This window comes from Microbacterium sp. Leaf320 (assembly GCF_001423485.1).
Taxonomy (GTDB): Bacteria; Actinomycetota; Actinomycetes; order Actinomycetales; family Microbacteriaceae; genus Microbacterium.
Genome location: NZ_LMOD01000003.1, coordinates 330,501 through 356,899, shown reverse-complemented (window position 1 = coordinate 356,899; position 26,399 = coordinate 330,501). Strand labels below are relative to the sequence as shown.

Here is a 26,399-nt window from a genome sequence, read left to right as displayed (position 1 = left end):
GCGGCCTGTGGCGAAGCTCTACTTCCGCTACGGGGCGATGAACTCGGGCAAGTCCACTTCGCTGCTGCAGGCCGCGTACAACTACGAGGAGCGCGGGCAGCATGTGCTGCTCGCCAAGCCCGAGATCGACACCAAGGGCGCGTCGGAGATCGCGAGTCGCCTCGGCGTCACGCGTGAGGTCGACTACCTCATCGCGCCGGACGCCGACGTCCGGGCGCTCTTCGGCGAGCATCGTGAGCGCGTACGCCGCGCCGTCGCCGGTGAACCGGTCCGCGGTGGATCGGTCGACGTCGCCTGCCTTCTGATCGACGAGGCGCAGTTCCTCACCGCCGAGCAGGTCGACGATCTCTTCCGCATCGCGATCGAAGACGGCATCCCCGTGATCGCCTACGGCATCCGCAACGACTTCCTCACCCATGCCTTCCCCGGTTCGGCTCGCCTCCTCGCCATCGCGCACTCCCTCGAGGAGCTGAAGACGATCTGCCGCTGCGGACGCAAGGCGGTCTTCAACGGTCGAGTGATCGGCGGACGCTTCGTTTTCGACGGAGACCAGGTCGCCATCGACGAGGGCGCAGATGGTTCTGTCACACCCGAGGTCACGACCTACGAGTCGCTCTGCGGCGCGTGCTACCTCGAAGAGTCCGGCGGACGCCTGGGCTGACAGCCCACTCCCGCCCGCCTACGGGCGGTGTCTTGCCATGCCCGGATTGCGTGGTCTGACCACACGCGATACTGTGGTCAGACCACATGGGGTGCGTCGAAGGTCGACGCACCCGACGCGAACGACGAGGAGAGCGTATGCCCGAGCAGCCCGCCCGCGCCTGGCGCCTCGTCCTCGAACACGTCGAGCGTGACCTGCTCGAGGGTCGTCTCGGTCCTGGCGACCGACTCGCCTCGGAGCGCGACCTGGCCGCCGATCTCGGCGTGGGACGATCGAGCGTCCGCGAGGCGCTGCGGGTGCTCGAGGTCATGGGCCTCATTCGCACGGCTACGGGTTCCGGACCCCAATCGGGCGCCATCGTCATCGCGACCCCGACCGGAGGCATGTCGACACTGCTGCGCCTGCAGGTCGCCGCTCAAGGCTTCCCCCTGACCGATGTCGTGCAGACGCGGCTGCTGCTCGAGGACGCCGTCGCCGCAGCCCTCGCCGGCCAGCAGGCCCCGGATCTCGCCGCTGCGCACAGCGTCCTCGATGCGATGGATGCGGAGGGTCTGACCCCCGCCGAGTTCCTCGCTCTCGACGCGCAGCTGCACCTCGCGCTGGCTGAGTCGAGCGGCAACACGGTCGTCGCGGCGATCATGGCCGGGCTCCGCACCGCCATCGAGTCATACGTGCAGGAGGGGGCGGCATCCATCGCCGACTGGGATGCCATGGCCGACCTCCTGCGCGCCGAGCATCGCGCGATCATCACGGCCATCGCCGCGGGTGACGCGACGACAGCGCAGGCCCTCGTGCGAGCGCACATCACCGGCTACTACACGGCGGCGGGACTCACCCGCAGCACCCGACCCACCGACTGAGAGGACACGACATGGTCCAGCGCCAGCTTCCCAATCCCGCAGAGCTGCTCGAGCTGATGAAGTTCAAGAAGCCCGAGTTCGACGGCAAGAAGCGCCGCCTCGACTCGGCGCTCACGATCGACGACCTGCGTACCATCGCCAAGCGCCGCACGCCGAAGGCGGCATTCGACTACACCGACGGCGCTGCTGAGGGCGAGCTCTCGCTCACGCGTGCGCGCCAGGCCTTCCAGGACGTCGAGTTCCACCCCGGCATCCTGCGCCCGGCTCCCTCGGTCGACACGTCCGTCGACATCCTCGGCGGCCCGTCCGCGCTTCCGTTCGGCATCGCGCCCACCGGGTTCACGCGCCTCATGCAGACCGAGGGCGAGGTCGCGGGGGCCGGCGCCGCCGCCGCGGCAGGCATCCCGTTCACCCTGTCGACCCTGGGTACGACGTCGATCGAAGGCGTCAAGGCGGCGAACCCCCACGGTCGCAACTGGTTCCAGCTGTACGTCATGCGCGACCGCGAGATCTCGTACGAGCTGACTCGTCGGGCGGCCGCCGCCGGTTTCGACACCCTGCAGTTCACGGTCGACACCCCCGTCGCGGGCGCGCGTCTGCGCGACAAGCGCAACGGCTTCAGCATCCCGCCCCAGTTGACGCTCGGGACGATCATCAACGCCATCCCTCGTCCGTGGTGGTGGTACGACTTCCTCACCACGCCCAAGCTCGAGTTCGCGTCGTTGAGCACCACCGGCGGCACCGTCGGCGAGCTGCTCGACGCCGCGATGGACCCGACCATCAGCTACGACGACCTCGCGGTGATCCGCGACATCTGGCCCGGCAAGATCGTGATCAAGGGCGTGCAGAACGTCGAGGACTCGGTGCGACTGCGCGACGCGGGCGTCGACGGCATCGTGCTCTCGAATCACGGAGGGCGCCAGCTCGACCGTGCGCCCATCCCGTTCCACCTGCTGCCGGAGGTGCGCAAGGCCGTCGGCGACGAGTTCACGGTCATGATCGACACGGGCATCATGAACGGCGCCGACATCGTCGCCGCGGTCGCGCTGGGTGCCGACTTCACGCTCATCGGTCGCGCCTACCTGTACGGACTGATGGCCGGAGGCCGCTCGGGCGTCGACAGGACGATCGACATCCTCCGCACCGAGATCGAGCGCACCATGCGCCTGCTCGGCGTGGCCTCGCTCGCCGAGCTCGAGCCCGCGCATGTCACACAGCTGACGCGCCTCGTGCCGGTGACGCGCTCCGCGTCCGACGCTGTGGTGCGCTGACGCGAGCCCCGGTCAGGCCGCGGACTCGGCGACTCGTCGGGTCCGCGGCGGCCAGGGGATGAGCATCGACGTCGTCCGGCGGTATTCGGCGTACGCGGGGTACTTGCCCGCAGTGATCGACTCGGTGAAGATCGTGGAACCGATGAACAGGATGCTGAGCAGGAAGGGCCCGATCACGCTCCAGTTCAGTGCTCCGCCGAGGAAGCCGGCGCCCGAGGCGACCGCGGCCGTCGCTCCGATCGCGTAGAACGCCCACCACTGGCTCTGCTCGAAGAAGAAGTTGGGGTGACGGCTGACGCGGAACAGCCCCTCGGTGGCGAAGCCTGGTGAGAGCGTGCCGCCCGCCTGCTTCTTGCGTCGATGGAACTCCCATTGCTGCTGGTCGGCGACGGTCTCGCCGATGAGCAATGCCAGGAATATCACGGCGAACACGAGGTCCCACGCGTTCAGTGGAGCGGGATGCTGCAGGGCGATCTCCGCCGGCAGCGTGATCAGCACGAGCAATGTCATCTGGTACCCGATGATGAACACCAGGTTGAAGAGCTGGAACTGCCACGGCTTCATGCGTCCGCGAAGGATCGCCCACCGGTAGTCCTCCATGCCGGTGTACCCGCCCTTGCGGGCGAAGTTGTAGGTCAGACGCACGCCCCACAGGGTCACGAGCACGGCCATGAGCACCAGACGGCTCGCGTCCTCACCGCCGGCGAGGGCTGTGCCCGTGAAGATCCACACGTAGACGACCGGCACGATCGACCAGGCGCGGTCGACCCACGAGGTGTCCCGGGTCACGAGCGACAGGATCCAGCACGCCGCGCTCGCGACGGCCGCGGTCAGGATGACGATCAGCAGCGGTTCCATATCGACATGCTAGAACTCTGTCACCCGTGCGGGCCGGAGGCAGGGGTCGAGCGTCAGAGCGTGGGGAGGAGGGCGTCGAGCTTGTCGGCGGTGTCCTCCCAGCCCTCCACGGCGACCGAGGGAACGCCGATCGCGAGGACGGGGTAGTCGTTGCCGCCCTCGTCGAGACGGTCGCCGTAGAACAGCATGGAGGTCAGGGGAATGCCGGTGTGCTCGGCGAGCTGCCGCATCCCGTAGGCCTTGTCGATGCCGGCGAGGGTGATGTCGATCGACGTCGAGCCGCCTGAGCGCACCTCGAGGTCGGGAAGGCGGGCGGCCACGGCATTGCGCAGCGCCTCGCGCTTCGCTCCGGACGGATCCCAGTCGCGCTTCGCATCATGCGGAGCCTTCTGCCCGAGGGCCGAGAAGGTGATCTGCGAGCCGCGGTCCTCGAGGATGTCGCCCCACGGTTCCGCCTCCCACAGCCCCAGGCGCTCGGCCTCCTCGCGCAGCGCGGTCAGCGCACCGGTCTTCTGCTCGGCAGTGAGATCCTGTGCGTACACGGGAGCGAAGTCCGCGCCGTCATGACGCAGATACCGGGTTCCGCATGTCGGAAGCAGATGCAGTCGTGCGGCCGTGGTGGCATCGATATCGCCGAGCTGGGCGATGACCTGCGAGCGGAACTGGGCCTCGTTCCCGCCCGAGATGATCGCGACGTCGACCCTCTGCATCAGCGCGAGCAGCAGCGAGGCGATGCGGGGGTCGATGGCGCCCTTGGAAGGGGCGAGGGTGTCGTCGAGATCGAAGGCTACGAGATCAGGCGAGGTCATGATGCTTCCAGATTACGGGGTGGATGGAGAGAGCTCTGAGGCGCGAACAGCAGTGTGGCGGCGATCGCGACGAAGACCCCGATCAGGGCGCCGCCCGAGTTCGCGATGACGTCGGTCACGGTGGCGGCACGATGCGGCAGCGCCACACGCTGTGCGATCTCGATCGAGAGCGAGAGCGCGGGCCCCAGGATCACCGCGAACGGCCAGAGGCGCCGAGGCACGAGCACGAACGAGAGGATGCCGACCGGCACGAACACGAGCACGTTCGCGATGATCTCGAGGCGCGTGAAGTCGAGCGACTCCCAGCCCAGCCGGTGAGCCGCCGAGAGCACGAGGTCGAGCAGGTTCGGCATCGTCTCCTCGACTCGCGCGGGGGTGAGGGTGAGCAGCGCGAGCCCCGCGAAGAAAGGGATGCCGAGCGCCAGCGCGATGCCGCGAGTGAGACGACGCGGGGGAGGGAACAGGGTGCTCACGCCGTCCCTTTCGCTTCGGTCCTGGTACAGAGAAGGCCGCCCGTGAGGGCGGCCTTCCGGTGTTACTGGTCGGGGTGACAGGATTTGAACCTGCGACCTCTTCGTCCCGAACGAAGCGCGCTACCAAGCTGCGCCACACCCCGTTTTGCAACCCTCCGAGTCTACAGCGAAATGCCCTCAGCGCCGAATCGAGGGGTCAACCGCGCGCCATCAGCGTCAGCAGCGTCGCCTCGGGGCGGCATGCGAAGCGCACGGGCGCATAGATGGAGTGCCCGCAGCCGGCGCTGACATTGAGGGGCACGGTGCGCCCGCCGTGCGTCCACGTGCTCAGACCCTTGGCCTGCTTGAGCGGGATGTCGCAGTTCGCGACGAGAGCGCCGAAGCCGGGGAGGCACACCTGCCCGCCGTGCGTGTGCCCGCCGAAGATCGCATCCGCACCGAGCTCGATGTAGCGGTTCATCACGCGCTGGTACGGCGCATGCGTCACTCCGAGCACCGAGGTGCCCGGTTCCCGCGGACCGAGCGCGTCGATGGCCGTCGGCAGATCTTCGAGGCGATCCCACTGCCGGTGCGCATCGCTCACGCCGAAGAAGTCGAGCGTGTCGCCGGAGACGGTGAGCCGAGCGGCCGTGTTGTTCAGGTCCGTCCAGCCGAGCTCGTCGATGAAGAATGCGTCCATCGCATCGGTGTCGAGGAACGTGGGCTCGTGGTGCCGCTGCGAAGGGCCGGCGAAGTAGCGGATCGGATTGCGCGGCGACGGACCGTTGACGTCGTTCGAGCCGTGCACGAACACGCCGGGGATGCCGGCGAAAGGCTCGAACGCCCGACGGATCCCCTCGAGGCCGTCGCGGTGCCCGAGGTTGTCGCCGGTGTTGATGATGAGGTCGGGCTTCAGCTGCGCGAGTGATGCGAGCCAGTCCTGCTTGCGATGCTGCCACGGCGCCATGTGCGCGTCCGAGATGTGCAGCACGCGCAGCGGTGCGGATCCGGGAGCGAGAGCGGATGCCGTCGCCTCGCGCACGGTGAAGAGGTAGCGCTCGATGCCGATGCCCCAGACAGCTGCCGCAGCACCAGCGGCCCCCACCGCGCCGAGCGCGATGAGGGCCGGGTGTGCCGTTGGTCGTGAGGTCACTGGCAGGTGACCGAGATCGCCGTCGACTTGTTGGTCGCGGTGTTCGCGGGCGGGTTGGTGCTCGCCACGACCGCGTTCGGCGGGTTGCACGAGTTGTCGAAGGAGATCGACGAGAACCCTGCGCCGAACAGCGCGTTCTGGGCGGCGGCCTTCGGCTGCCCGGTGATGTCCGGCACGGTCGTGCCCTGGCCGTTGCTCGGCGAGATCGTGACCGTGGCACCGCTCGGGGCCTGACCCGAGGGGTCCTGCGCGACGATCACGTCACCGGCGGGGCCGTCAGCCGGCGCGCCGACCGCGACCTGGAAGCCGGCGTTCTCGAGCGTGGCGGTCGCCGTCGCGGTGTCCATCCCGATCACGGACGGGACATCGGTCAGCACCTGCTTGCTCAGGTTCGCGTCCGGCTGGGGGAACGCGTCGCCGCCGTAGATGTTGTTCGCCGCACGCTGCATCGTCTTGGCGAGCTCGTAGCGCATCGCGTTCAGTGCGGTGCCGCCCCAGCTCTGACGGAGGATGCTGGCCTGGCCCTCCGAGCGTCCGACCCAGATCGCGGTGGTGACCTTGGTGCTCGACTCGATCATCATGGTTCCCCATGACTCGTGGGTACCGGTCTTGCCGATCAGCGGGGTTCCGTCGTTCGTGTTCGCCTGTCGGCCGGTTCCGCCGTTGATGACGCCCTGCAGCGCGAATGCCGCAGTCGCGGCGACCTCCGGCGAGATCACCTGCGAGCACTTCGACTCCGGGATCGGCAGGTCGTTGCCGTCGGCGTCGACCACGCGGTCGATCGCCTTCGGAGTGCAGTAGATGCCGCCGTTCGCGACGGTGGCGTAGGCGCCGGCCATGGCGAGCGGGGAGATGTACTTCGAGCCCAGGATGTCGTAGGGGGCCGGGCTGCCGTCGGTGGTCTTGCCGCCGTTGGCGAGAGTGACGCCCATGCGGTCGGCGACGGCGTTGATCTTGCAGAGGTCGAGCTTCTCGGCCATCGCGAGGTAACCGCTGTTGAGCGAGTCGGCGGTGAACTTCATGACCGTGCCGGTGTATCCGCCGGCGTTGTTGAAGTTCTGGATCTTGGTGGTGTTGCGGATCCCGTCATCGCCGCACTTGAACTTCGAGAAGACGCGGTTGCTGCCGTTCAGGGTCTCTCGCACCGAGTGGCCCTCTTCCAGCCAGTCGATGAGGGTGAAGAGCTTGTAGGTCGAGCCGACCGAGAATCCGTTGGATCCACCGTGCGCCTTGTCGGTGCCGAACACCAGCGCGGTGTACGCCTGGTCGCCCTGGATCGTCTCGCTGAAGGTGGTGTTCTGCGTGATCGCGAGCACGCGACCCGTGCTGGTCTCGAGCGAGATGCCCGCCGCGCCGAAGTACTGGTTGTCGTAGTTCGCCGGAACGGTGTTCGCCATGACCTCGGCGCCCGCGCTCTGGATGTCGATGTTCATCGTCGAGTAGATCTTGAGTCCACCCTGACGAAGCAGATCGCGGCGCTCCTGCTCGGTCTCGCCGAAGGCGGGGTCGTTGAGGACGACGGACTTCACGTACTCGCAGAAGTAGGCGCTGCGAGCCACGTTCCCGGCCGATACGCAGCCCTGCGTGGGCTGCGTGATCGCGGGAGTGATCGGGGAGGCATCCGCCTCGTCGAACTGGGCCTGCGTGATCTTTCCGAGTGCGAGCATGCGGTCGAGCACATAGTGACGTCGATCCAGCGTCTGGGCATAGCCGTCCGCCTCGCTGTTGTGCCCGACGCCGTCCTCGTCCGTCCAGGTGCCGGCGGGCCGGTCGATCCGGTACTGGTTCGGGTTCTGCACCATGCCGGCGATCGTGGCGGCCTGCGCGACCGTCAGGTTCGCGGCCGTGGTCGAGAAGTAGTAGTTAGCCGCCGACTCGATGCCGTACACCGTGCCGCCGAAGTTCGCGATGTTGAGGTACCCGAGCAGGATGTCGTTCTTCGAGTACTCCTTCTCGATCTGCAGGGCATAGCGCATCTCCTGCAGCTTGCGCTCGATGCCCTTGGCACCGACTGCGTTGGTCGCATCGGCCCAGCACTGCTGAAGGTCGTCGGCGTAGGTGCCCGACGCGGGGTCGGCCTCCTGCTCGCACTCCTGGATCAGCACGTTCTTGACGTACTGCTGCGTGATGGTCGACGCGCCTCGGTCGTCGGTGCCGCGCAGGTTGTCGACCAGGGCCTTCGTCGTCGCGCCGACGTTGATGCCGCCGTGGCTGAAGTAGTCCTTGTCCTCACTCGAGAGGACCGCGTCGAACACGACGGGGTTGATCTGCTCGTACGTCACAGGCACGCGGTTCTGCTCGTAGAACGATGCCAGCTCGACCGGGGTCCCGTCGGATGCGGTCGCGTAGATCGTCGACTGCTCCATCGGCCGGTTCACCTGCAGGTTCGCGGGGAGGTCTTCGAAGATCGTGAGGGCCTGGGATCCGGCGATACCCGTCATGGCGAGAACAGGGGTGACGCTGGCCGCGACGAGGAGGCCGGCTACGGCGCTGAGCCCGACGAGTCCGAGGACTCCGCCGAGCGCACCTTTCACCGTGCGATTCTTTTGAGGCATACGCTTGATCGTAGGGGAGTTCCCTGAATACCGCCTTTGACGCATCCGCGCGCGCGGATGCGGCCAGACAGGAGTGCCATGACCACGTGGGAGTACCTGACCACCCCGCTGCTGATCCACAACACCGCTGCGATCCTCAACAACTGGGGCAAGCAGGGCTGGGAGCTCGTGCAGGTCATCCAGGGACCGGAGGGCGGACTCGTCGCCTACTTCAAGCGTCCGGTGACCGCAGATGCCGCAGGCAACGCCGGTCTCGCAGCGGCCGCCGAGGCGTCCCGCCAGTTCGACGGGGGCGAGGCATGAGCGTCTCCGAGCGACTGAGCGAACTCGGCATCGAGCTGCCCGCGGTCGCCGCCCCCGTCGCGGCCTACGTCCCCGCGGTCGTGCACGCCGGTCTCGTCTACACCTCCGGCCAGCTGCCCTTCTCGGGCGGAGCGCTGCCCGCCACGGGCAAGGTCGGCGCCGAGGTCTCCGCCGAAGACGCGAACGCCTACGCTCGCACCTGCGCTCTCAACGCCCTCGCGGCGGCTGCGGATGTGGCAGGCGGTGTCGACCGGATCGCCGGAGTTCTCCGCGTCGGCGGCTTCGTGGCATCCACTCCCGACTTCACCGGCCAGCCCGGCGTCATCAACGGCGCGAGCCTCGTGCTCGGCGAGATCTTCGGAGATGCCGGTCGACATGTGCGCGCCGCAGTCGGGGTGCCCGTGCTGCCGCTCGACAGCCCGGTCGAGGTCGACGTCGTCTTCATCCTCGCCTGAGTCCGTACGTGCAGAACGCCCCCTCCCGGATCCGAATCGGGAGGGGGCGTTCTGCGTTCGCGCTACTTGACCTGGGCCGAGATGATGCTCATCACGGCGGTGTCGGCAAGTGTCGTGGTGTCGCCGACCTCGCGGCCCTCGGCGACATCGCGCAGGAGGCGTCGCATGATCTTGCCCGAGCGGGTCTTCGGCAGCTCGCCGACGATGTACACGTCTCGCGGGCGGGCGATCGCACCGATCTGCTCGCCGACCCAGAGTCGCAGCTGCTGGGCGAGACCTGCCGGGTCGTGGGCCGAGAGGTAGCTCTCCTTGATGATCACGAAGGCGACGACCGCCTGGCCCGTCGTCTCGTCCGCGGCGCCGACGACCGCCGCCTCGGCGGTGGCCTCGTGCGCGACCAGCGATGACTCGATCTCGGCCGTCGATAGGCGGTGGCCCGAGACGTTCATGACGTCGTCGACGCGGCCGAGAAGCCACAGGTCGCCGTCCTGATCGAGTCGTGCGCCGTCGCCCGCGAAGTAGTAGCCCTGCTTCTCGAACTTCTCCCAGTACGTCTCTGTGAAGCGCTCCGGATCGCCCCAGATGCCGCGGAGCATGCTCGGCCACGGCTCGGTGACCACCAGCAGACCGCCGTTGCCGTTGCCCACCTCGGATCCTGACTCGTCGACCACATCGATCGAGATTCCGGGAAGCGGTACCTGCGCCGAACCGGGCTTGGTCGCCGTGACGCCGGGAAGCGCCGAGACCATGATCGCGCCCGTCTCGGTCTGCCACCACGTGTCGACGATCGGGGTCTTGCCTGCGCCGATCACATCGCGGTACCAGATCCATGCCTCGGGGTTGATGGGCTCGCCCACCGAGCCGAGCAGGCGCAGCGACGACAGGTCGAACTTCGCGGGGACGCTGCGACCGATCTTCATGAACGAGCGGATCGCGGTCGGTGCGGTGTAGAAGATCGAGACCTTGTACTTCTCGATGATCTCCCACCAGCGGCCGGGGTGCGGAGCATCCGGTGTGCCTTCGTAGATGACCTGGGTCGCGCCGTTCGCGAGGGGGCCGTAGGCGACGTAGCTGTGGCCGGTGATCCAGCCGATGTCGGCCGTGCACCAGTAGACGTCGGTCTCGGGGTGCAGGTCGAACACGTACTTGTGCGAGTAGGCGGCCTGGGTGAGATAGCCGCCTGACGTGTGCAGGATGCCCTTCGGCTTTCCGGTGGTGCCCGAGGTGTAGAGGATGAACAGCGGGTTCTCGGCGGGGAAGGCCTCGGCCGTGTGCTCGGGGGATGCCGCGGGGACGACCTCGTGCCACCACAGGTCGCGGCCCTCTTCCCACTCGACCTCGTTCTCGCCGCGCTTGACGACGAGCACGTGCTCGACCGTCTGCTGTTCACCGTCTCCCCGGTCGGCCAGTGCCTGGTCGACTGCGGGCTTGAGAGCGGACACTCGGCCCTTGCGGTATCCGCCGTCGGCGGTGATCACGAGCTTCGCACCGGCGTCGTCGATGCGCGAACGCAGGCTGTCTGCGCTGAATCCGCCGAACACGACGGAGTGGATGGCCCCGACGCGGGCGACCGCGAGCATCGACGCGACTGCTTCGGGGATCATCGGCAGGTAGATCGCGACACGGTCGCCGTGGCCGATTCCGAGCCCCTCGAGCACGTTGGCGACGCGCTTGACCTCCTCGGTCAGCTCGGCGTAGGTGATCGACCGGGAGTCGCCCGGCTCACCTTCCCAGTGCAGCGCGACGCGGTCGCCGTTGCCCGCCTCGACGTGCCGGTCGAGGCAGTTGTAGGCGACGTTGAGCTCGCCGTCGCCGAACCACTTCGCGAACGGGGGAGTCGACCAGTCGAGCACCTGAGTGAACGGCTTGTGCCACTCCAGGAGCTCGCGGGACTGCGTGGCCCAGAACGCCTCGCGGTCGGCCGCCGCACTCTCGTACAGGGCCGGTGACGAGACCGACCGGGCGACGAACTCCTCGGACGGCGGGAACTGGCGGGTCTCATCGAGAAGATGATCGATCTGGCTGCTCATCGGCAGACGCTCCTTTGCGGCATGGCAGGTACTGCGGGCGTGACCGTACGGGGAACGATCAGGTCAGGGCGAATCTAGTCCCGGCCACCGACGTCGCATACTGTCGAAAGTAGGTAGTGCGACGGGTTTTGTCAGGACGCTTGCCTTGCGTACACTCGACGTCAGCCGAATTCTCATTCTGGCCTTGGCGTGCCCGATTCCCCCATGAGGGACGCCGTGGGCGGCATCTCATTCCCCCCGTGAGATGCCGCCCTTCTCTGTGCGGGAGCGTTCTCACGGATCGCGCGTCTCTGCGCTGTCGTGAACCGCATTCCCTCTGCACGGACGATGTCCGTTCGGGGTTCCTCACAGGGCGTGACCATATGCCTCGCTACGGCGGATGCAGGGCTGACCCCTCGCCTACTTTCGGGGGATGCCCGATCCTTTCGTCCTCCAACCACGCGGTGTCTCGTCGCGGAGCGCAGATCTCCGCTCCGGCGCGCACACACCCCTGACGGTCGACCCGGTGTTCGGCCCGCTCGCGGAGCACTGCGCCGATGAGACGGTCACCGACATCTTCGTCAACGGCGCCTCCGGACTCTTCGTCGATCGCGGTCACGGCTCCGAACCCGTCCGCGATTGGAGTGCATCCGAGCGCGAGGCGCGCGACCTCGCCGTCGCACTCGTCGGGCTCGGTGGCAGACACCTCGACGATCAGGCGCCGTGCGTCGACGTGAGGCTGGAGTCCGGCATCCGGGTGCACGCGGTGCTGGCACCGATCTCCACGACGGGCACGGCGCTCTCGATCCGCGTGCCGCGGGTGCGCGCAGCCGACCTCGAGGCGCTGGCTGCGCTCGGCTCCTTCGACGCTCGTCAGCACCGTTGGCTTCGGAGGCTCGTGGCGGAGCGCGCGAACATCCTCATCACCGGGGGCACGGGCACGGGCAAGACGACTCTGCTGTCAGCGCTGCTGTCGGAGGTGCCGACCGCTGAGCGCATCGTCACGATCGAAGACGTGGCCGAGCTGCGGCCGCGGCATCCACACCATGTCGCGCTCGAGGCCAGGCAACCGAATCTCGAGGGTGCGGGCGGCATCAGCCTGGCGAGACTCGTGCGTGAATCGCTGCGCATGAGACCCGACCGGCTCGTCGTCGGCGAATGTCGGGGTGAGGAGGTCAGAGAGCTCCTCACCGCGCTGAACACCGGACATGACGGCGGCGCAGGCACCCTGCACGCCAGCGGACTGAGCGATGTGCCCGCGCGCTTGGAGGCGCTCGGCGCCCTCGCCTCGATGGACGCCACGGCGCTCGCGCGCCAGGCGGTGAGCGCGTTCACCGTGGTCCTGCATCTCGAGCGAGCGCCGGGTGGGCAGCGACGCATCGCACAGGCGGGGGAGTTCACGCTCATCGGCGACCGCCTCGGTATCGACGAGGTCCGACCGTGGTGAGCTTGCGACGGCGGGGCGTGCTCTCCACCGGCGCAGACACGGCGACGTCGGTGCAGACCCTCGCGGTGCTGCTGCAGGCGGGCGCGGTGCCCGTGGTCGCGTGGCGTCATCTCGCCTCGATCGGCGACGTCCACGCCGAGTCGATCGTCGCTCGAGTCGACGCGGGTGCGTCGCTGGTCGCCGCGATCGACGCCGAGGGCGGCTCCTGGCGGGATATCGCCGCTGCGTGGGAAGTGGCGACGATCGTCGGGGCTCCGCTCGCAGAGGTGCTGAGGATGATCGCCGAGACGCTTCGCGACGCGGCATCCGCCGCCGATGATGTGCGCATCGCCCTGGCCGAGCCGGCCGGCACCGCCCGGTTGCTCCTCTGGATGCCGTTCGCCGGACTGCTGCTCGGGTTCGCTCTCGGATTCGACACGGTCGGCGTGATCATCGGAACTCCGGCCGGCGCGGGCTGCGTCGTCGCCGGTCTGCTGCTCGTCCTCGCGGCGCGCGGGTGGACCGCCCGTCTGCTCAGGCGTGCTCGTCCCGAACCGGGCACTCCCGGAATGCGGGCAGAGCTCATGGCCGTCGCCCTGTCCGGCGGCGCCTCCATCCCACGCGCCCTGCGGCTCGTCGACGAGAGTCCCGCATCGCACATGGGGGATGGCGCTCGAATCAGCTCGGTTCTCGACCTGTCGCGCTCCGCCGGCGTGCCCGCCGCCGAGCTCCTCCGTGCCTCCGCGGGCCAGGAACGCCACGCGTCCCGCGTCGAGGGCCGCATGCGCGCGGCGAAGCTCTCGACGAAGCTCCTCATTCCGCTCGGGGTCTGCACGCTGCCGGCCTTCCTCCTGCTCGGGGTCGCCCCTCTCCTGCTGAGCGTCCTCCGATCGACACCGCTGCCGCTGTGACGGCCGCGCCACCGGATGCTCCGAGCATCTGCCCAAAGAAAGAAGGAATCCATGAACACCATCCCGCAACTCACCCGCAGCCGTGCAGCGTCGCTCTTCGGCGACGACAGTGGCGCTGCCACCGCCGAGTACGCGATCACGACGATGGCAGCGGTGGCCTTCGCCGGCCTCCTCGTCGTCATCATGAGATCGGACGAGGTGCGCGGCATACTCACCGACCTCGTCCGCCGGGCACTCACGGTGTCGTGATGGGCGCCGTCCGCGACGGGGAACGCGGCTCCGTCGCGGCCGAACTCGCGCTCGCGCTTCCCGCGGTCGTCCTCGCACTGCTGCTCGGGGCGGGAGCGTTGGGAGCTGCCTCCCGTCAGGTCGCCCTTCAGGACGCGACGGCGGATGCCGCACGCCTGCTCGGCCGAGGAGAAGATGAGGGGGCCGCGGCGCGGGCCGTGAGCACGGCCGTCCCGGGAGCCGAGATGTCGACGAGTTCGTCCGGAGATCTCGTGTGCGTATCCGCGCAGACGGACTTCGAGGTGGGCGGGCTCATCAGGATCGGGCTGCAGGCGTCCAGCTGCGCGCTCGCCGGAGGGCTGTGATGCGCAGGCCCTCGGAGGGGGAGGGCTGATGGCGGGCTCAGCACTCGCCGCCGGTCTCCTGTCGGTCGCCGCCGCTCTCTCGCTGGGCCTCGCAGCCGTCGGGGGAGCGGCGGTGACGGCGCAGCGCGCGGCCGGGGCGGCCGATGCGGCGGCGCTCGCGGCGGCGGACGCCGCGAGCGGCGCGATTCCGACCGGCGAGGATCCGTGCGCGCTTGCCGCTCGGGTCGCAGCCGCCTCCGGCGCGACGCTCACCGAGTGCGCGGTCGACGGCTTCGTGGCGACCGTGCAGGTGAACGCGGCGTACGCTGGACTCGCTGCCGTCTCCCGAGCCCGTGCTGGGCCACCCGAGGGGACATGACGGCGGCACGAAGCACTTTCCGGCGAAAATGCAGGCGACCACTGTGACCAACCCATCACGGCGGTGTGTATGGTGTGCTTCGAAGAAAGGACGCTCCCTTGGCTGAAGGCAAGAAGCTCGTCATCGTCGAGTCTCCGACGAAGATGCGGTCGATTCAGGGGTACCTCGGCGATGGCTACGAGGTGCTCAGCTCTGTCGGCCACATCCGCGACCTCGCAGACAAGAAGGACATCCCTGCCGCCGACAAGCAGGCATACGGGAAGTACTCGATCGACGTCGACAACGACTTCGACCCCTATTACGTGGTCTCCGATCGCAAGACGAAGACCGTCGCCGAGCTCAAGCGCGCGCTCAAGACCGCCGACGAGCTCCTGCTCGCAACTGATGAGGACCGCGAGGGCGAGGCCATCGCGTGGCACCTGCTCGAGACCCTCAAGCCCAAGGTGCCCGTCAAGCGCATGGTCTTCCACGAGATCACCAAGGACGCGATCCAGGCCGCCATCGGCAACACCCGCGAACTCGACATCGACCTCGTCGACGCGCAGGAGACCCGCCGCATCCTCGACCGGCTCTATGGCTGGGACGTCTCGCCCGTGCTCTGGTACAAGGTCAAGACCGGACTCTCGGCCGGACGCGTGCAGTCCGCCGCCACCCGCATGATCGTCGAGCGCGAACGCGAGCGCATGGCGTTCGTCTCCGCCGAATACTGGGACGTCGAGGCGCTCGCCTCGTCGTCTTCCGGATTCAAGGTGCGCCTTGTTCGCGTCGACGGCGGCCAGCTCGCCCGTGGCACGGACTTCGACGACGACGGAAAGCTCAAGAAGGCCGTCGTCATCCTCGACGAGAAGAAGGCCGCGGCGCTCGCCCACGCGGTCGATGCGGCAGGCACCGGTGCGGTGACCAAGGTCGAGGCGAAGCCCGGAACCCGCAGCCCGTACGCGCCGTTCACGACCTCCACGATGCAGCAGGAGGCGGGGCGCAAGCTCTCGATGAGCGCCAAGCAGGCGATGAGCGTCGCCCAGCGTCTGTACGAAAAGGGTTACATCACCTATATGCGTACCGACTCCGTGGCGCTGAGCACCCAGGCGGTGCAGGCGGCCCGCAGCCAGGCCGTCGCGCTCTACGGCGACACCGCAGTGCCGCTCAAGCCGCGCGTCTACAAGTCGAAGAGCAAGAACGCGCAGGAGGCGCACGAGGCGATCCGCCCGTCGGGAGAGACCTTCCGCACGCCGAAGTCCGTGTCGTCCGAGCTCGACCGCGAGGAGTTCCGCCTCTACGACCTCATCTGGAAGCGCACCGTCGCGAGCCAGATGGCCGATGCCAAGTACGAGACGACGACGGTCACGATCGCCGTCGATGCCGCAGGGCAGAAGGCGGAATTCACGGCATCCGGAACCGTCTACACCTTCAAGGGTTTCCTCGAGGCGTACGAAGAAGGCCGCGACGAGAAGCGCAACGACAAGGACGCCGACGAGAACCAGTCGCTCCCGATCGTCGCTGTCGGCGACGAGCTGCGCATGTCTGAGTCCGAGGCCAAGGGCCACCGCACGACGCCGAAGCCGCGCTACACCGAGGCGTCGCTGGTGAAGGCGCTCGAAGAGCACGGCATCGGGCGTCCCTCGACGTTCGCCAGCATCATCGGCACCGTGATCGACCGTGGGTACGCGACCAAGCGCGGCCAGGCACTCGTGCCGACCTGGCTCGCGTTCAGCGTCGTCCGTCTGCTCGAGGAGCACTTCGCCGACCTGATCGACTACGACTTCACCGCCGCACTCGAAGACGACCTCGATGCGATCGCCCGTGGCGAGCAGAAGCGCGTCGAATGGCTGCGCTCCTTCTATTACGGGTCCGACTCGCACGTCGGACTCCGTCAGGTCGTCGACAACCTCGGCGAGATCGACGCCCGTGCTCTGAACTCGACGCCGATCACCGATAACGCGACTCTGCGGTTCGGCAAGTACGGCCCCTACCTCGAGGTCGCGAACCCCGAGGCCCCGGACGAGAAGCCGCGCATCGTCAACGTGCCCGAAGACCTCGCGCCCGACGAGCTCACGGCGGCCAAGGCGCAGGAGCTCATCGATGCTCCGGTCGCCGGCGATCGCGTGCTCGGAACCAACCCCGACAACGGCAAGATCGTCGTCGTCAAGGACGGCCGGTTCGGTCCTTACGTGCAGGAGAACGACCCGGTGTCCGAAGACGCCGCCGTCGACGAGGCGACCGGCGAGGTCGTCGAAGCGCCCAAGCCGAAGCGCGGAGCGAAGAAGGCCGCAGCGCCCAAGCAGCGCACCGCCTCGCTGTTCCGTTCGATGTCGGTGGACACGATCGAGCTCGATACCGCACTGCAGCTGCTCAGCCTGCCGCGCGTCGTCGGCAACGACCCCGAGACCGGCGACGAGATCACCGCGCAGAACGGCCGCTTCGGTCCGTACCTCAAGAAGGGCACCGACTCCCGGTCGCTCGAGAGCGAATCGCAGATCTTCGACGTGACCCTCGAGAAGGCCCTCGAGATCTACGCGCAGCCCAAATACGGGGCAGGTTCCCGCCGTGCGTCGAGTGCGCTCGCCGAGTTCGAGGCCGACCCCGTCAGCGGAAAGCCGATCCGCATCCGCGACGGCCGTTTCGGTGCATACGTCACCGATGGCGAGACCAACGTGACGATCCCGCGAGGCCAGAAGGTCGAGGACATCACGTTCGAGACCGCCGTGCAGATGCTGGCGGACAAGCGGGCTAAGGGTCCTGCTCCCAAGCGGGGCGCGGCGAAGAAGCCTGCGGCGAAGAAGGCTCCTGCGAAGCCCGCAGCGAAGAAGGCCCCCGCCAAGAAGCCCGCAGCCAAGAAACCTGCAGCCAAGAAGACCGCGACGGATGCCGAGAAGGCCGCCGCGCGCTCCGCGGCAGCCAAGAAGGCGGCGGCGACCCGCGCCGCGAACGCCGCGAAGCGTCGTACTGAGTGAGCGGAGCGAGTCGAAGTGAAGGCCGGTTCGTGACGTCGGAATCCGGTGTCTGGATCACGCTCGAAGGCGGAGACGGCTCAGGCAAGACCACACAGGCCGAGCTTCTCGGAGAGTGGCTGAGCGGCGCAGGCCGAACTGTCGTGCGCACTCGCGAGCCCGGAGGGTCGGAGGTCGGTCAGCTGATCCGCGACATCGTGCTGCACCATCGAGGCGACATCGCTCCGCGTGCGGAGGCCCTGCTGTATGCGGCAGACCGCGCGCACCACGTGGCCACGGTCGTCCGACCCGCGCTGGCCCGAGGCGAGGCCGTGCTTCAGGACCGCTACCTCGACTCGTCCGTGGCCTATCAGGGTGCTGGCCGCGTGCTCGACGGCGATGAGATCCGCAACCTCTCGCTGTGGGCCGCCGAGGGGGCTTTGCCCGACCTCACGGTTCTGCTCGACCTCGATCCCGAGTCCGCTCGCGTGCGTCTCGACTCTGCGGACAAGCCCTTCGACAGGCTCGAGGCAGAGAAGACCGAGTTCCACGCGCGTGTCCGTGAATCCTTCCTCGCCCTGGCGGCGGCCGAGCCCGATCGATTCCTCGTCGTCGACGCGTCGGCGACTCCCGAGGCGATCGCCGCGCAGATCCGCGAGCGCGTCGCGGCCCTCCTCGGCTGAGAGCTCTCAGGCTCTTCGCATCACCCGGGAGTGACGCGCACGTCCGTGCTCCCGATTAGGCTGAGTCCATGCCCCAGACTGTCGCCGCCCCCTTCCCGTGGGCCGATGTGTGGGGGCAGGACGCCGCCGTCGAGACGCTGCGCAACGCGGCATCCGATCCGACTGCTCTGTCGCATGCGTGGCTGATCACCGGGCCTCCCGGCTCGGGGCGCTCCACCCTCGCCCACGCCTTCGCGGCCGCTCTGGTCGCCGATCACCCCGACGACGAGGCGGCGATGCGTCAGGTGCTCGCCGGTACGCATCCCGACGTGACTGCCCTCCGCACCGACAAGGTCATCATCACGATCGCCGAGGCCCGTGCCCTGGTCGAGCGATCCTATTTCGCACCGTCTGCCGGCCGTTACCGAGTGATCGTGGTCGAAGACGCCGATCGCATGGTCGAGCGCACCTCCAACGTCCTCCTGAAGGCACTCGAGGAGCCGCCCGAGCAGACCGTCTGGATCCTCTGCGCGCCCAGCGAGGCCGATCTGCTGCCGACGATCCGCTCTCGCGTGCGCTCGCTGCGACTGCGCGAGCCCGACGTCGCAGACGTGGCGCGGCTGATCACGCTCCGCACGGGTGTCGACGAGGTCGTGGCCGAACAGGCCGCTCGTCACGCGCAACGCCACATCGGCATGGCTCAGCGTCTGGCCACCGACGACGCGGCCCGCAGACGTCGTGACGAGACCCTGCGATCGGTGCTGGGAGTCCGCGGCGTCAGTGACGCGGTCGAGGTCGCCGGGCGCATCATCCAGGCAGCCACCGACGATGCCAAGGCGCTCACCGCCGAACGCGATGCGGCCGAGCGCGCGAGCCTGTTGCGCACGGTCGGCATCGCCGAGGGCCAGGCCGTGCCCCCTGCTCTGCGTTCCCAGATCTCCGCGCTCGAAGACGATCAGAAGAAGCGTGCGACCCGCAGCCTGCGCGACGGGATCGACAGGGTGCTGACCGACCTGCAGTCGCTCTTCCGCGACGTGGTCATGCTGCAGTTCGGTCGGAACGACGAGCTGATCAACCGCGAGCTCCGCGAAGAACTGGCGGCGCTGGCGGCCGCCTGGCCCGAGACCCGTACGCTTGTCGTACTCGACCACCTTGCCGACACCCGCCAGTCGCTGGAGCGCAACGTCGCACCGCTGCTCGCCCTCGAGAGCTTGCTCGTGACTGTCACGAGCGGGAGGACACCGTGAACACTCGACCGACTTCCCGCATCCGACGCGCTGTCGCGGTGATCGCCGGGCTCGCCGCGGCCTCCGTGGCACTTTCCGGCTGCCTGTACGCGATGATCCCCGAGGGGGCTGAGCCGAAGCCGTCGGTGACCAACGCTCCGGACACAGAGGGTGTCGCAGAAGACCTGCTCCCCTTCTACGGGCAGACGCTCAGCTGGACCGAGTGCGGCACTGGCTTCGACTGCACCGACGTGACCGCCCCACTCGACTGGGAGAACCCCGGAGAGGGCGAGATCACCCTGTCGGTCGTGCGTCACCAGGCGGAGGGCACGTCGCAGGGGTCGCTGCTGACCAACCCGGGAGGTCCCGGTGCCAGCGGCGTCGAGCTGGTCCGCGACAGTCTGGACTTCGCCGTCGGTGCCGACCTGATCCAGAACTACGACGTGATCGGGTTCGACCCGCGCGGCGTCGGACAGTCGAGCGCCGTCACCTGCTTCGATGCGGCGGGCATGGACGACTATCTCTACACGATCCCCACCGCTCCGCGGGGGAGTGCCGAGTGGGAGGCCGAACTGCTGCAGGCGCACAAGGAGTTCGCCGACGCGTGCGAGGCGAACAGCGGCGGCATCCTGCCCTACGTCACGACCATCAATGCGGCGCGAGACATGGACTTGATCCGCGCGGTGCTCGGCGACAAGCAGCTGAACTATCTCGGCTACTCGTACGGGACCTTCCTCGGTGCGACCTACGCCGATCTGTATCCCGAGAAGGCGGGGCGCCTCGTGCTCGACGGCGCCATCGACCCGGCGGTATCAGGTCTCGACGTCGGAGCGACCCAGGCGATCGGCTTCGAGTCCGCGCTCCGCGCCTACATGCAGGACTGCCTGGATTCGGGTGAGTGCCCGTTCAACGGTTCGGTCGATGAGGCGATGGCCGACCTCGGTGCACTGCTCGCGAGCGTCGACGCGTCGCCCCTCGAGAACGGCGACGGACGCATGCTGGGCGCCGATGCGCTGATGACCGGCATCATCGCCGCGCTGTACTCGGCCGACAGCTGGACCTACCTGACGCAGGCATTCGATGAGGCCCTCCAGGGTGACCCGACGACAGCGTTCTTCCTCGCCGACTTCTACAACGGTCGGGAGAACGGCACCTACCTCGACAACTCGAGTGAGGCGTTCCGCGCGTACAACTGCATGGACTATCCGGTCGAGGACGACCCGGCGGCCGAGGCCGACACCATGGCGAAGATCGCCGCGGGCGCACCGACGATCGCCCCCTACTGGAACGGTCCCGACTCCTGCTCGGTGTGGCCGTACCCGCCCACCGGCACCCGAGGCGAGATCACGGCAGAGGGTGCAGGGCCCATCCTCGTCGTCGGCACGACCAACGATCCGGCGACGCCGTACGAGTGGTCCGAGTCGCTTGCAGACCAGCTCGAAGAGGGCGTTCTGATCACCCGCGTCGGCGAAGGCCACACCGGGTACAACAAGGGCAACACGTGCGTCGACAGTGCTGTGGAGGCCTTCCTCCTCGACGACGTCGTGCCCGAAGACGGCCTCCGCTGCGAGTGATTCGGGCTCGATTCGCGGTGCGGCCCCGGAACGGGTAATATCGATGATCGCGCCGCTTTAGCTCAGTCGGCAGAGCATTTCACTCGTAATGAAAAGGTCGTCAGTTCGATTCTGACAAGCGGCTCCAGCAGGCCCTGTGATGTGAACAGCATCACAGGGCCTTTTGGTTCCCTGTGCGACACGCACTCCAGACCCGCCACAGTCGCCGGACGCGGCATGCGCGGAGCCACAGTGCGTCCCTCTCGGCGTACCCTCGAGACATGAGCAGAGCGCTTCTGATCGTCGATGTGCAGAACGACTTCACCGAAGGCGGTGCGCTGGCCGTGGTCGGCGGCGATGCCGTCGCATCGGCCGTGTCCTCCTTCCTCGCCGCGCATGCCGGCGAGTACGACGTGATCGTCGCCTCGAGGGACTGGCACGATGCCTCGGGTGACAACGGGGGGCACTTCGCCGACAGCCCTGACTTCGTCGACACCTGGCCCGCGCACTGCGTCGCCGGGACGCCAGGGGCCGAGTACGACCCGCTGCTGGTCACGGATGCCGTCACGCACCACGTGCAGAAGGGGCAGGGGGTGCCGGCCTATTCGATGTTCGAGGGGACGACCGAGGCGGGCGACACCGTCGGAGCGATCCTGACGGGTGCGGGCGTGCTCACCGCCGATGTGGTCGGGATCGCCACCGATCACTGCGTCCGAGCATCCGCTCTCGACGCGATCGCGCACGGCGTGCAGGTGCGGATCCTCACGGATCTGATCGCAGGCGTCGCTCCCGAGCCGAGCGAGGCGGCGCTCGCCGAGCTCGCCCACGCGGGCGCCGTGCTCGTCGAGAGCGGCGCTGCGTGACGCGCAGCGCGCTCCTGCTGCGTGCGGTCAACGTCTCCGGGCGCAATCGAGTTCCGATGGCAGAGCTGCGTGAGGCGCTGGTCCCGGTACTGGGCGAGGTGTCGACCTACATCGCGAGCGGGAACATCCTGTGCGAGCATCCGCACGATCCGGCATCCGCCTGTGCGGAGGTCCGCGCGCTCATCGCCCGCGAGTTCGGCGTCGACACTCCGGTGATCCTGCGGACGCACGAGGCGCTCGTGCGGGCGTTGCAGTCGCACCCCTTCAGCGGTGCGACCGAGAAGCTGCTGCACGCGATGTTCCTCGAGGGTCCGGCAGCCGCCGGGGCCGTCGAGACGCTGCAGCAGCGTCTCGTGCCGGGGGAGCGGATCGCGCTCGTCGGCGACGACCTGTGGATCGACTACGCCGAGGGTGGTGTGCACAGCACGAAGCTCACGAAAGCCGTCCTCGACCGCGCGCTCGGTGTCGCCGGCACGGCGCGCAACCTCCGAACCGTCAGGAAGCTCGCCGAGCTGACCGCATGAGCGCTCAGCCCGAGGTCTCTCGGCTGAGGGCAGCCGGCGGCACCTGCGGGTGAGCCTGGAGATCCACCCTGCGCGTGCCGCATCCGCCGCAGCGAACGTAGAGGACGATGCCCTCGCTGGTCGGATGCCGTGAGTCGACGAGCCAGGAGTGCTCGTGCGCGGGGGCGGTCTGACGGGGGATCGGGAGGGTGTGCAGTGAGGTCATGCATCCAGCGTGATGTAATGGCCTTATGCATCTCAACCCTTACGGCGAGTATGCGGTGCTGCTGGCCGCATCGCTCGCCGACGACTTTCCCGTCGATCGCGCCGGCATCGAGGAGAGAACGCTCCAGATGGGCATGACGATGACGTTCCCGCCTGCACCCGACGACCATGAGCGCGTCCGCGAAGTCGTCGACGACTGGCTGCAGATCGTCGACGAGCGGGACCCCGCGGCCAGAGCCGAGGTGCTCAACGCGCAGATGGCGAAGGCCGCGGCCTATCCGCGCCTGACGAACCATGACGGCGAGGGCTGGCACCTGCACTACCGAGACGACGTGCAGTCACTGCCGTACGTACTGCGGGCGATCTTCGCGGTCGGCACGTCGCTGCACCTCGTCACGCGAGGCATGGATCGCCTCGGACGCTGCGAGGCCTCGCCGTGCACGAACGTCGTCGTGGACGTGACGCGCAACGGCAGGCAGCGCTTCTGCTCGGTGCGCTGTTCGAACAGGGCGGCGGTCCGGCGTCACAGGGCGCGCGCGGGCTCCTGACTCCGGACCGCCGGGTTCTCGGTTCAGATCACGCGGTCTGCTCGGCGTGACGTCCTTCGGCGACCTCTTCGATCAGCTTGGCGTTGAACGCGGGCAGGTCGTCGGGGGTGCGGCTCGAGACCAGGCCCTCGTCGACCACGACCTCTTCGTCGACCCAGGTCGCTCCGGCGTTGCGGAGATCTGTCGCGAGACTCGGGTAGCTCGTCAGGGTGCGTCCGTCGACGACGCCGGCCTCGATCAGGATCCAGGCGCCGTGGCAGATGACGGCGACGGGCTTGTGCTGCTCGAAAAATGAGCGGGCGAGGTCGATCGACGGCTTGTCGAGCCGCAGGTGGTCGGCGTTCACCACGCCGCCCGGAAGCACGAGCGCGTCGAACTCGTCGGCCTTCGCGGCGTCCGAGGTGAGGTCGACATGCTGGACGTGACCGTTCTTCCCGGTGATCTGCAGTCCTTCAGGTGCGATCAGTGTGGCGCTCGCGCCCTCGCTCTGCACTGCTTCCCACGGACTGGTCAGCTCGCTGTCCTCGAATCCGTCCGTGGCCAGGAATGCCACTCGGCTGTCGGTGAGAGTCGCCATGATGCGTCCTTTCGTGGAGGTGGAGGTCCCGGTGGGGATGACTCGACACTCTCGCACGGGGCGGATGCCGTGAAGGGGGTGGCCGGATGGACGCGGCGATGATAACGGTGGGCCCCGTGGGGCTCGAACCCACGACCCGCGGATTAAAAGTCCGATGCTCTGCCAACTGAGCTAGAGGCCCGCCCCTCCAGTCTAGGGCGCAAAGAAGGAGCCGCTGACGACGTGTCGCCAGCGGCTCCTTCTCCATCTCACCGTCCTCCCCCTGAGTGGCGAGATGGTGTGTGCCGAGTCCTGCCTCGGCATCCCATGGCTTACTCAGCCGGGGGCATCAGCACCGAGTCGATCAGGTACACGGTGGCGTTGGCGGTCTTGACGCCACCGCAGATGACGTTCGCGTCGTTGACCATCAGCGAGTCGCCGCTGCCGGTGACCTCGAGGTCAGCGCCCTGAACGGTGGCGTGGGTGCCATCGATGTCAGAGGGGGCGATCTGGCCGGGGACCACGTGGTACGTCAGGATCGAGCTCAGCGTGGCGCTGTCGGTCTTGAGAGCCTCGATGGTGGCGGGGTCGATCTTCGCGAAGGCGTCATCGACCGGAGCGAAGACGGTGAACTCGTCACCGTTCAGCGTGTCGACGAGGTTGACATCGGGGTTGAGCTGGCCGCTGACTGCGGCGACCAGGGTCTTGAGCAGCGGGTTGTTGGATGCGGCGGTGGCGACCGGGTCAAGAGCCATGCCCTCGACCGAACCTGCGCCATCCGGCACTGCCTCTGCGTATGCGGCGCAACCGGGGCCGACGAGGTCCGCGGCGGGATCCATCGTCTCGGGAGCGGTCGTCTCGGACGACTCCGGTGCCATCGACTCCGACGGCTCGTCGGTGGTTCCACCCATGGAACATGCGGAGAGCAGGAATGCGCTCGCAAGGCCGAGGGTGATCGCTGCGGTGACCTTCTTCTTGGTGCTGAACATCTCGAGCTCCTTCAGAACTGTGCCACGGCCTCTCCGTGGCGTTGACAGCTGTTCGGAGCCCCCCGGAGATCGGATGGGAGAAAGTTCAAAAGATTTTCCGGATCCCTCCGACCCAATCCGTTTCGAGGGCTGCTGCGAACAGCTTTCGACGAACAGCACTTAAGAGGACTCGATTCCGTCACTTTCGGGCGGCGGCTGCACGAGAAAGCAATGTGGATGCGGCATGCTGGTAGAGATGGTCATCGATGGGATGGACGTACCCGAAGACGGTACGGCAAAGGATGCTGTCGCTGACCTGCTCGTTCGCATCGGCGACGGTGATCAGCGCGCATTCGCGGAGCTCTACGACTCGCTCTCCTCGAGGGTGTTCGGTCTCATCCTCCGTGTGCTCGTCAACCGCTCGCAGAGCGAAGAGGTGCTTCAGGAAGTTTTTCTGGAGATCTGGCAATCCGCTTCCAAGTTCGCTCCGAACAAGGGGCAGGGAAGAACCTGGGTGATGACGATCGCGCACCGTCGTGCGGTCGACCGGGTACGGGCGTCCCAGTCCAGCGCGGACAGAGACGTACGGGCCGGGTTCAGGGATATCGGGGTCGCGCACGACAGTGTCGCGGAAACGGTCGAGCTGGGCATCGAGGGCGAGAAGGTCGTGAATGCTCTCTCGGGTCTTCCCGAGGCACAGCGCGAAGCTCTCGTCCTGGCCTATTACGGCGGATACAGTCAAAATGAAGTCGCGGTGCTCGTGGGGGCACCGCTGGGGACGATCAAGACACGGATGCGAGATGGGCTCTCGCGCCTGAGGACAGCCATGGGGGTGACAGCATGAACGAGCAGGAATTCGCGGAACTCGCGGCGGGAGCAGCACTCGATGCGCTGTCGCCCGATGATCAGCAGCGCTATCACGCGGCGCTCGCCGCGCACCCTGAGTGGCAGCGCATCGCCGATGAGGATGCCGACAGTGCGGCGTTCCTCTCCACCGGTGTCGCTCCGACAGTTCCCTCGCCCGACATCCGCGCAGCCCTCCTCGCACGCATCGCGGTGACGCCGCAGAGCGGCGATGTGATCGTGACGGGTTCGGCGCCGGACGCTCTGCCCGAGTCGGCGCCGGATGCGGAGTCAGCACCGGATGTCGCTCCTGTCATCTCCACGCAGCCCTCATCGATCCGCGGCGAGGCGAGCCCGAAGGCTCCGGCGCACCGCCTGCGGATCCTCTTCGCACTCGCAGCGTGCCTCGCACTGCTCGTCGGTGTCGGCGTCGGTGCTGTGGCCGTCAACGAGTACCTGAATCGTCCCGCGAGCGTGATCGCGCTGCAGGACATCCAGGCCTCCGGCGACGCGCAGCAAGCCAGTGTTCCGCTCGAGGGCGGGGGCACCGCCACCGCGCACTGGTCGGCGTCGCTCGGAAAATCCGTGCTCGTGACCGACGGCGTACCCGCGCTGTCCGAGGGTGAGACGTATGAGCTCTGGTACGTCCGAGGTGAGACTCCGATCCCGGCCGGCGTGTTCGCTGTCGATGACGGAGCGGCGACCGCGGTGCTCGACGGCGAGATGCATGCCGGCGACGTGATCGCCGTCACCGTGGAGAAGGCCGGGGGTTCGCCGTCCGGGCTGCCGACGACCGACCCGGTGGTCGTCATCCCCACCGCCTGACGTCGTCGATCACGCGTACCCTGGAC

28 protein-coding genes and 3 tRNA genes are annotated in these 26,399 nt (G+C 67.9%); 20 read left to right on the top strand and 11 right to left on the bottom strand.

Features of this window, described 5'->3' with window-relative positions; genetic code table 11:
- Positions 1 to 7: 7 nt before the first annotated feature.
- The 3 genes from ASF63_RS11650 (at position 8) to ASF63_RS11640 (ending at position 2,792) form a co-directional block, all read left to right on the top strand.
- Complete coding sequence (locus tag ASF63_RS11650; protein WP_056513943.1) at positions 8 to 661, top strand: thymidine kinase; 654 nt, start codon at positions 8 to 10, stop codon at positions 659 to 661.
- Positions 662 to 798: 137 nt separating this feature from the next.
- Positions 799 to 1,521, top strand: coding sequence for a FadR/GntR family transcriptional regulator (locus ASF63_RS11645; RefSeq protein ID WP_056513940.1), 723 nt, complete (start codon positions 799 to 801; stop codon positions 1,519 to 1,521).
- An 11-nt stretch (positions 1,522 to 1,532) separates the two neighbouring features.
- Complete coding sequence (locus tag ASF63_RS11640) at positions 1,533 to 2,792, top strand: alpha-hydroxy acid oxidase (protein ID WP_056513937.1); 1,260 nt, start codon at positions 1,533 to 1,535, stop codon at positions 2,790 to 2,792.
- Between the two features lie 12 nt (positions 2,793 to 2,804).
- Here ASF63_RS11640 and ASF63_RS11635 read toward each other — a convergent pair whose 3' ends face one another.
- The 6 genes from ASF63_RS11635 to ASF63_RS11610 all read right to left on the bottom strand — a co-directional run bounded on the left by ASF63_RS11635 (position 2,805) and on the right by ASF63_RS11610 (position 8,619).
- Positions 2,805 to 3,650 (bottom strand): DUF1295 domain-containing protein, encoded by an 846-nt coding sequence (locus ASF63_RS11635; RefSeq protein ID WP_056513934.1) that lies wholly within the window; start codon positions 3,648 to 3,650, stop codon positions 2,805 to 2,807.
- A 53-nt stretch (positions 3,651 to 3,703) separates the two neighbouring features.
- Positions 3,704 to 4,459, bottom strand: coding sequence for an HAD-IIB family hydrolase (locus ASF63_RS11630; RefSeq protein ID WP_056513931.1), 756 nt, complete (start codon positions 4,457 to 4,459; stop codon positions 3,704 to 3,706).
- On the bottom strand, positions 4,456 to 4,932 hold the full coding sequence (locus tag ASF63_RS11625) for a VanZ family protein (RefSeq protein ID WP_056513928.1): 477 nt from the start codon (positions 4,930 to 4,932) through the stop codon (positions 4,456 to 4,458). The genes ASF63_RS11630 and ASF63_RS11625 overlap by 4 nt, the downstream gene beginning before the upstream one ends.
- A 66-nt stretch (positions 4,933 to 4,998) precedes the next feature.
- Positions 4,999 to 5,075, bottom strand: a tRNA-Pro gene (locus ASF63_RS11620).
- A gap of 53 nt (positions 5,076 to 5,128) precedes the next feature.
- Positions 5,129 to 6,064, bottom strand: a complete 936-nt coding sequence (locus ASF63_RS11615; protein ID WP_056513925.1) for a metallophosphoesterase — start codon at positions 6,062 to 6,064, stop codon at positions 5,129 to 5,131.
- Entirely contained in the window at positions 6,061 to 8,619 is a 2,559-nt protein-coding gene (locus ASF63_RS11610) for a penicillin-binding protein (protein WP_056513922.1), read from the bottom strand. The genes ASF63_RS11615 and ASF63_RS11610 overlap by 4 nt, the downstream gene beginning before the upstream one ends.
- A gap of 78 nt (positions 8,620 to 8,697) precedes the next feature.
- Here ASF63_RS11610 and ASF63_RS11605 point away from each other — a divergent pair, with 78 nt between their 5' ends.
- The gene (locus ASF63_RS11605; protein ID WP_056513919.1) at positions 8,698 to 8,922 is read left to right on the top strand and encodes a hypothetical protein; all 225 of its coding nucleotides are present in this window, start codon (positions 8,698 to 8,700) and stop codon (positions 8,920 to 8,922) included.
- On the top strand, positions 8,919 to 9,377 hold the full coding sequence (locus ASF63_RS11600; protein ID WP_056513916.1) for a RidA family protein: 459 nt from the start codon (positions 8,919 to 8,921) through the stop codon (positions 9,375 to 9,377). The genes ASF63_RS11605 and ASF63_RS11600 overlap by 4 nt, the downstream gene beginning before the upstream one ends.
- A gap of 62 nt (positions 9,378 to 9,439) precedes the next feature.
- On the opposite strand, the gene acs is transcribed toward ASF63_RS11600, so the two are convergent.
- Positions 9,440 to 11,407, bottom strand: coding sequence for an acetate--CoA ligase (gene acs, locus ASF63_RS11595; RefSeq protein ID WP_056513913.1), 1,968 nt, complete (start codon positions 11,405 to 11,407; stop codon positions 9,440 to 9,442).
- Between the two features lie 412 nt (positions 11,408 to 11,819).
- Here acs and ASF63_RS11590 point away from each other — a divergent pair, with 412 nt between their 5' ends.
- The 12 genes from ASF63_RS11590 (at position 11,820) to ASF63_RS11535 (ending at position 22,429) form a co-directional block, all read left to right on the top strand.
- Positions 11,820 to 12,833, top strand: a complete 1,014-nt coding sequence (locus ASF63_RS11590) for a TadA family conjugal transfer-associated ATPase (protein WP_056513910.1) — start codon at positions 11,820 to 11,822, stop codon at positions 12,831 to 12,833.
- Positions 12,834 to 12,850: 17 nt separating this feature from the next.
- The gene (locus tag ASF63_RS11585; protein WP_056513907.1) at positions 12,851 to 13,723 is read left to right on the top strand and encodes a type II secretion system F family protein; all 873 of its coding nucleotides are present in this window, start codon (positions 12,851 to 12,853) and stop codon (positions 13,721 to 13,723) included.
- A 51-nt stretch (positions 13,724 to 13,774) separates the two neighbouring features.
- Positions 13,775 to 13,972 carry a DUF4244 domain-containing protein gene (locus ASF63_RS11580; protein WP_082478079.1) on the top strand — a complete coding sequence of 66 codons (198 nt, stop codon included), beginning with the start codon at positions 13,775 to 13,777 and terminating at the stop codon, positions 13,970 to 13,972.
- Positions 13,972 to 14,316, top strand: a complete 345-nt coding sequence (locus ASF63_RS11575; RefSeq protein ID WP_056513902.1) for a TadE family type IV pilus minor pilin — start codon at positions 13,972 to 13,974, stop codon at positions 14,314 to 14,316. The genes ASF63_RS11580 and ASF63_RS11575 overlap by 1 nt, the downstream gene beginning before the upstream one ends.
- A 28-nt stretch (positions 14,317 to 14,344) precedes the next feature.
- Positions 14,345 to 14,674 carry an Rv3654c family TadE-like protein gene (locus ASF63_RS11570; RefSeq protein WP_056513900.1) on the top strand — a complete coding sequence of 110 codons (330 nt, stop codon included), beginning with the start codon at positions 14,345 to 14,347 and terminating at the stop codon, positions 14,672 to 14,674.
- 98 nt (positions 14,675 to 14,772) lie between these two features.
- Entirely contained in the window at positions 14,773 to 17,625 is a 2,853-nt protein-coding gene (gene topA / locus ASF63_RS11565; RefSeq protein WP_056513897.1) for a type I DNA topoisomerase, read from the top strand.
- Between the two features lie 29 nt (positions 17,626 to 17,654).
- Positions 17,655 to 18,284 carry a dTMP kinase gene (gene tmk / locus ASF63_RS11560; RefSeq protein ID WP_056513893.1) on the top strand — a complete coding sequence of 210 codons (630 nt, stop codon included), beginning with the start codon at positions 17,655 to 17,657 and terminating at the stop codon, positions 18,282 to 18,284.
- A gap of 68 nt (positions 18,285 to 18,352) precedes the next feature.
- Entirely contained in the window at positions 18,353 to 19,510 is a 1,158-nt protein-coding gene (locus ASF63_RS11555; RefSeq protein ID WP_056513889.1) for a DNA polymerase III subunit delta', read from the top strand.
- Positions 19,507 to 21,063, top strand: a complete 1,557-nt coding sequence (locus ASF63_RS11550) for an alpha/beta hydrolase (protein WP_056513886.1) — start codon at positions 19,507 to 19,509, stop codon at positions 21,061 to 21,063. Before ASF63_RS11555 ends, ASF63_RS11550 begins: the two co-directional genes overlap by 4 nt.
- Before the next feature lie 51 nt (positions 21,064 to 21,114).
- Positions 21,115 to 21,190, top strand: a tRNA-Thr gene (locus ASF63_RS11545).
- Positions 21,191 to 21,323: 133 nt separating this feature from the next.
- Complete coding sequence (locus ASF63_RS11540) at positions 21,324 to 21,905, top strand: isochorismatase family protein (protein WP_056513883.1); 582 nt, start codon at positions 21,324 to 21,326, stop codon at positions 21,903 to 21,905.
- A complete protein-coding gene (locus ASF63_RS11535; protein WP_056513880.1) occupies positions 21,902 to 22,429 on the top strand; it encodes a DUF1697 domain-containing protein in 528 nt (175 codons plus the stop codon). Before ASF63_RS11540 ends, ASF63_RS11535 begins: the two co-directional genes overlap by 4 nt.
- Before the next feature lie 4 nt (positions 22,430 to 22,433).
- Here ASF63_RS11535 and ASF63_RS11530 read toward each other — a convergent pair whose 3' ends face one another.
- Complete coding sequence (locus ASF63_RS11530) at positions 22,434 to 22,634, bottom strand: hypothetical protein (protein WP_056513877.1); 201 nt, start codon at positions 22,632 to 22,634, stop codon at positions 22,434 to 22,436.
- A gap of 25 nt (positions 22,635 to 22,659) precedes the next feature.
- On the opposite strand from ASF63_RS11530, the gene ASF63_RS11525 reads away from it, so the two are divergent.
- On the top strand, positions 22,660 to 23,181 hold the full coding sequence (locus tag ASF63_RS11525; RefSeq protein WP_056513875.1) for a CGNR zinc finger domain-containing protein: 522 nt from the start codon (positions 22,660 to 22,662) through the stop codon (positions 23,179 to 23,181).
- Positions 23,182 to 23,209: 28 nt separating this feature from the next.
- Here the strand turns inward: ASF63_RS11525 and ASF63_RS11520 are convergent, their stop codons facing one another.
- The 3 genes from ASF63_RS11520 to ASF63_RS11510 all read right to left on the bottom strand — a co-directional run bounded on the left by ASF63_RS11520 (position 23,210) and on the right by ASF63_RS11510 (position 24,726).
- Entirely contained in the window at positions 23,210 to 23,758 is a 549-nt protein-coding gene (locus ASF63_RS11520; protein ID WP_056513872.1) for a type 1 glutamine amidotransferase domain-containing protein, read from the bottom strand.
- 108 nt (positions 23,759 to 23,866) lie between these two features.
- A tRNA-Lys gene (locus ASF63_RS11515) sits at positions 23,867 to 23,939 on the bottom strand.
- A gap of 130 nt (positions 23,940 to 24,069) precedes the next feature.
- On the bottom strand, positions 24,070 to 24,726 hold the full coding sequence (locus ASF63_RS11510) for a fasciclin domain-containing protein (RefSeq protein ID WP_056513869.1): 657 nt from the start codon (positions 24,724 to 24,726) through the stop codon (positions 24,070 to 24,072).
- Positions 24,727 to 24,949: 223 nt separating this feature from the next.
- Between ASF63_RS11510 and sigK the strand changes: the two genes are divergently transcribed.
- Together sigK and ASF63_RS11500 are read left to right on the top strand one after the other, a co-directional pair.
- Complete coding sequence (sigK, locus tag ASF63_RS11505; protein ID WP_200934014.1) at positions 24,950 to 25,549, top strand: ECF RNA polymerase sigma factor SigK; 600 nt, start codon at positions 24,950 to 24,952, stop codon at positions 25,547 to 25,549.
- The gene (locus tag ASF63_RS11500; RefSeq protein ID WP_056513867.1) at positions 25,546 to 26,373 is read left to right on the top strand and encodes an anti-sigma factor domain-containing protein; all 828 of its coding nucleotides are present in this window, start codon (positions 25,546 to 25,548) and stop codon (positions 26,371 to 26,373) included. Before sigK ends, ASF63_RS11500 begins: the two co-directional genes overlap by 4 nt.
- Positions 26,374 to 26,399: the final 26 nt, after the last annotated feature.

Excerpts from the sequence above, each read along its gene's own strand:
- ASF63_RS11610 (WP_056513922.1), bottom strand. The coding sequence starts at position 8,619 with ATGCCTCAAAAGAATCGCACGGTGAAAGGTGCGCTCGGCGGAGTCCTC.
- ASF63_RS11645 (WP_056513940.1), top strand. The coding sequence starts at position 799 with ATGCCCGAGCAGCCCGCCCGCGCCTGGCGCCTCGTCCTCGAACACGTC.
- ASF63_RS11510 (WP_056513869.1), bottom strand. The coding sequence starts at position 24,726 with ATGTTCAGCACCAAGAAGAAGGTCACCGCAGCGATCACCCTCGGCCTT.
- ASF63_RS11525 (WP_056513875.1), top strand. The coding sequence starts at position 22,660 with ATGCATCTCAACCCTTACGGCGAGTATGCGGTGCTGCTGGCCGCATCG.
- ASF63_RS11575 (WP_056513902.1), top strand. The coding sequence starts at position 13,972 with ATGGGCGCCGTCCGCGACGGGGAACGCGGCTCCGTCGCGGCCGAACTC.
- ASF63_RS11520 (WP_056513872.1), bottom strand. The coding sequence starts at position 23,758 with ATGGCGACTCTCACCGACAGCCGAGTGGCATTCCTGGCCACGGACGGA.
- ASF63_RS11630 (WP_056513931.1), bottom strand. The coding sequence starts at position 4,459 with ATGACCTCGCCTGATCTCGTAGCCTTCGATCTCGACGACACCCTCGCC.
- ASF63_RS11605 (WP_056513919.1), top strand. The coding sequence starts at position 8,698 with ATGACCACGTGGGAGTACCTGACCACCCCGCTGCTGATCCACAACACC.
- sigK (WP_200934014.1), top strand. The coding sequence starts at position 24,950 with ATGCTGGTAGAGATGGTCATCGATGGGATGGACGTACCCGAAGACGGT.
- ASF63_RS11555 (WP_056513889.1), top strand. The coding sequence starts at position 18,353 with ATGCCCCAGACTGTCGCCGCCCCCTTCCCGTGGGCCGATGTGTGGGGG.
- ASF63_RS11530 (WP_056513877.1), bottom strand. The coding sequence starts at position 22,634 with ATGACCTCACTGCACACCCTCCCGATCCCCCGTCAGACCGCCCCCGCG.
- ASF63_RS11540 (WP_056513883.1), top strand. The coding sequence starts at position 21,324 with ATGAGCAGAGCGCTTCTGATCGTCGATGTGCAGAACGACTTCACCGAA.
- ASF63_RS11600 (WP_056513916.1), top strand. The coding sequence starts at position 8,919 with ATGAGCGTCTCCGAGCGACTGAGCGAACTCGGCATCGAGCTGCCCGCG.
- ASF63_RS11570 (WP_056513900.1), top strand. The coding sequence starts at position 14,345 with ATGGCGGGCTCAGCACTCGCCGCCGGTCTCCTGTCGGTCGCCGCCGCT.
- ASF63_RS11640 (WP_056513937.1), top strand. The coding sequence starts at position 1,533 with ATGGTCCAGCGCCAGCTTCCCAATCCCGCAGAGCTGCTCGAGCTGATG.
- ASF63_RS11635 (WP_056513934.1), bottom strand. The coding sequence starts at position 3,650 with ATGGAACCGCTGCTGATCGTCATCCTGACCGCGGCCGTCGCGAGCGCG.
- acs (WP_056513913.1), bottom strand. The coding sequence starts at position 11,407 with ATGAGCAGCCAGATCGATCATCTTCTCGATGAGACCCGCCAGTTCCCG.
- ASF63_RS11580 (WP_082478079.1), top strand. The coding sequence starts at position 13,775 with ATGAACACCATCCCGCAACTCACCCGCAGCCGTGCAGCGTCGCTCTTC.
- ASF63_RS11590 (WP_056513910.1), top strand. The coding sequence starts at position 11,820 with ATGCCCGATCCTTTCGTCCTCCAACCACGCGGTGTCTCGTCGCGGAGC.
- ASF63_RS11500 (WP_056513867.1), top strand. The coding sequence starts at position 25,546 with ATGAACGAGCAGGAATTCGCGGAACTCGCGGCGGGAGCAGCACTCGAT.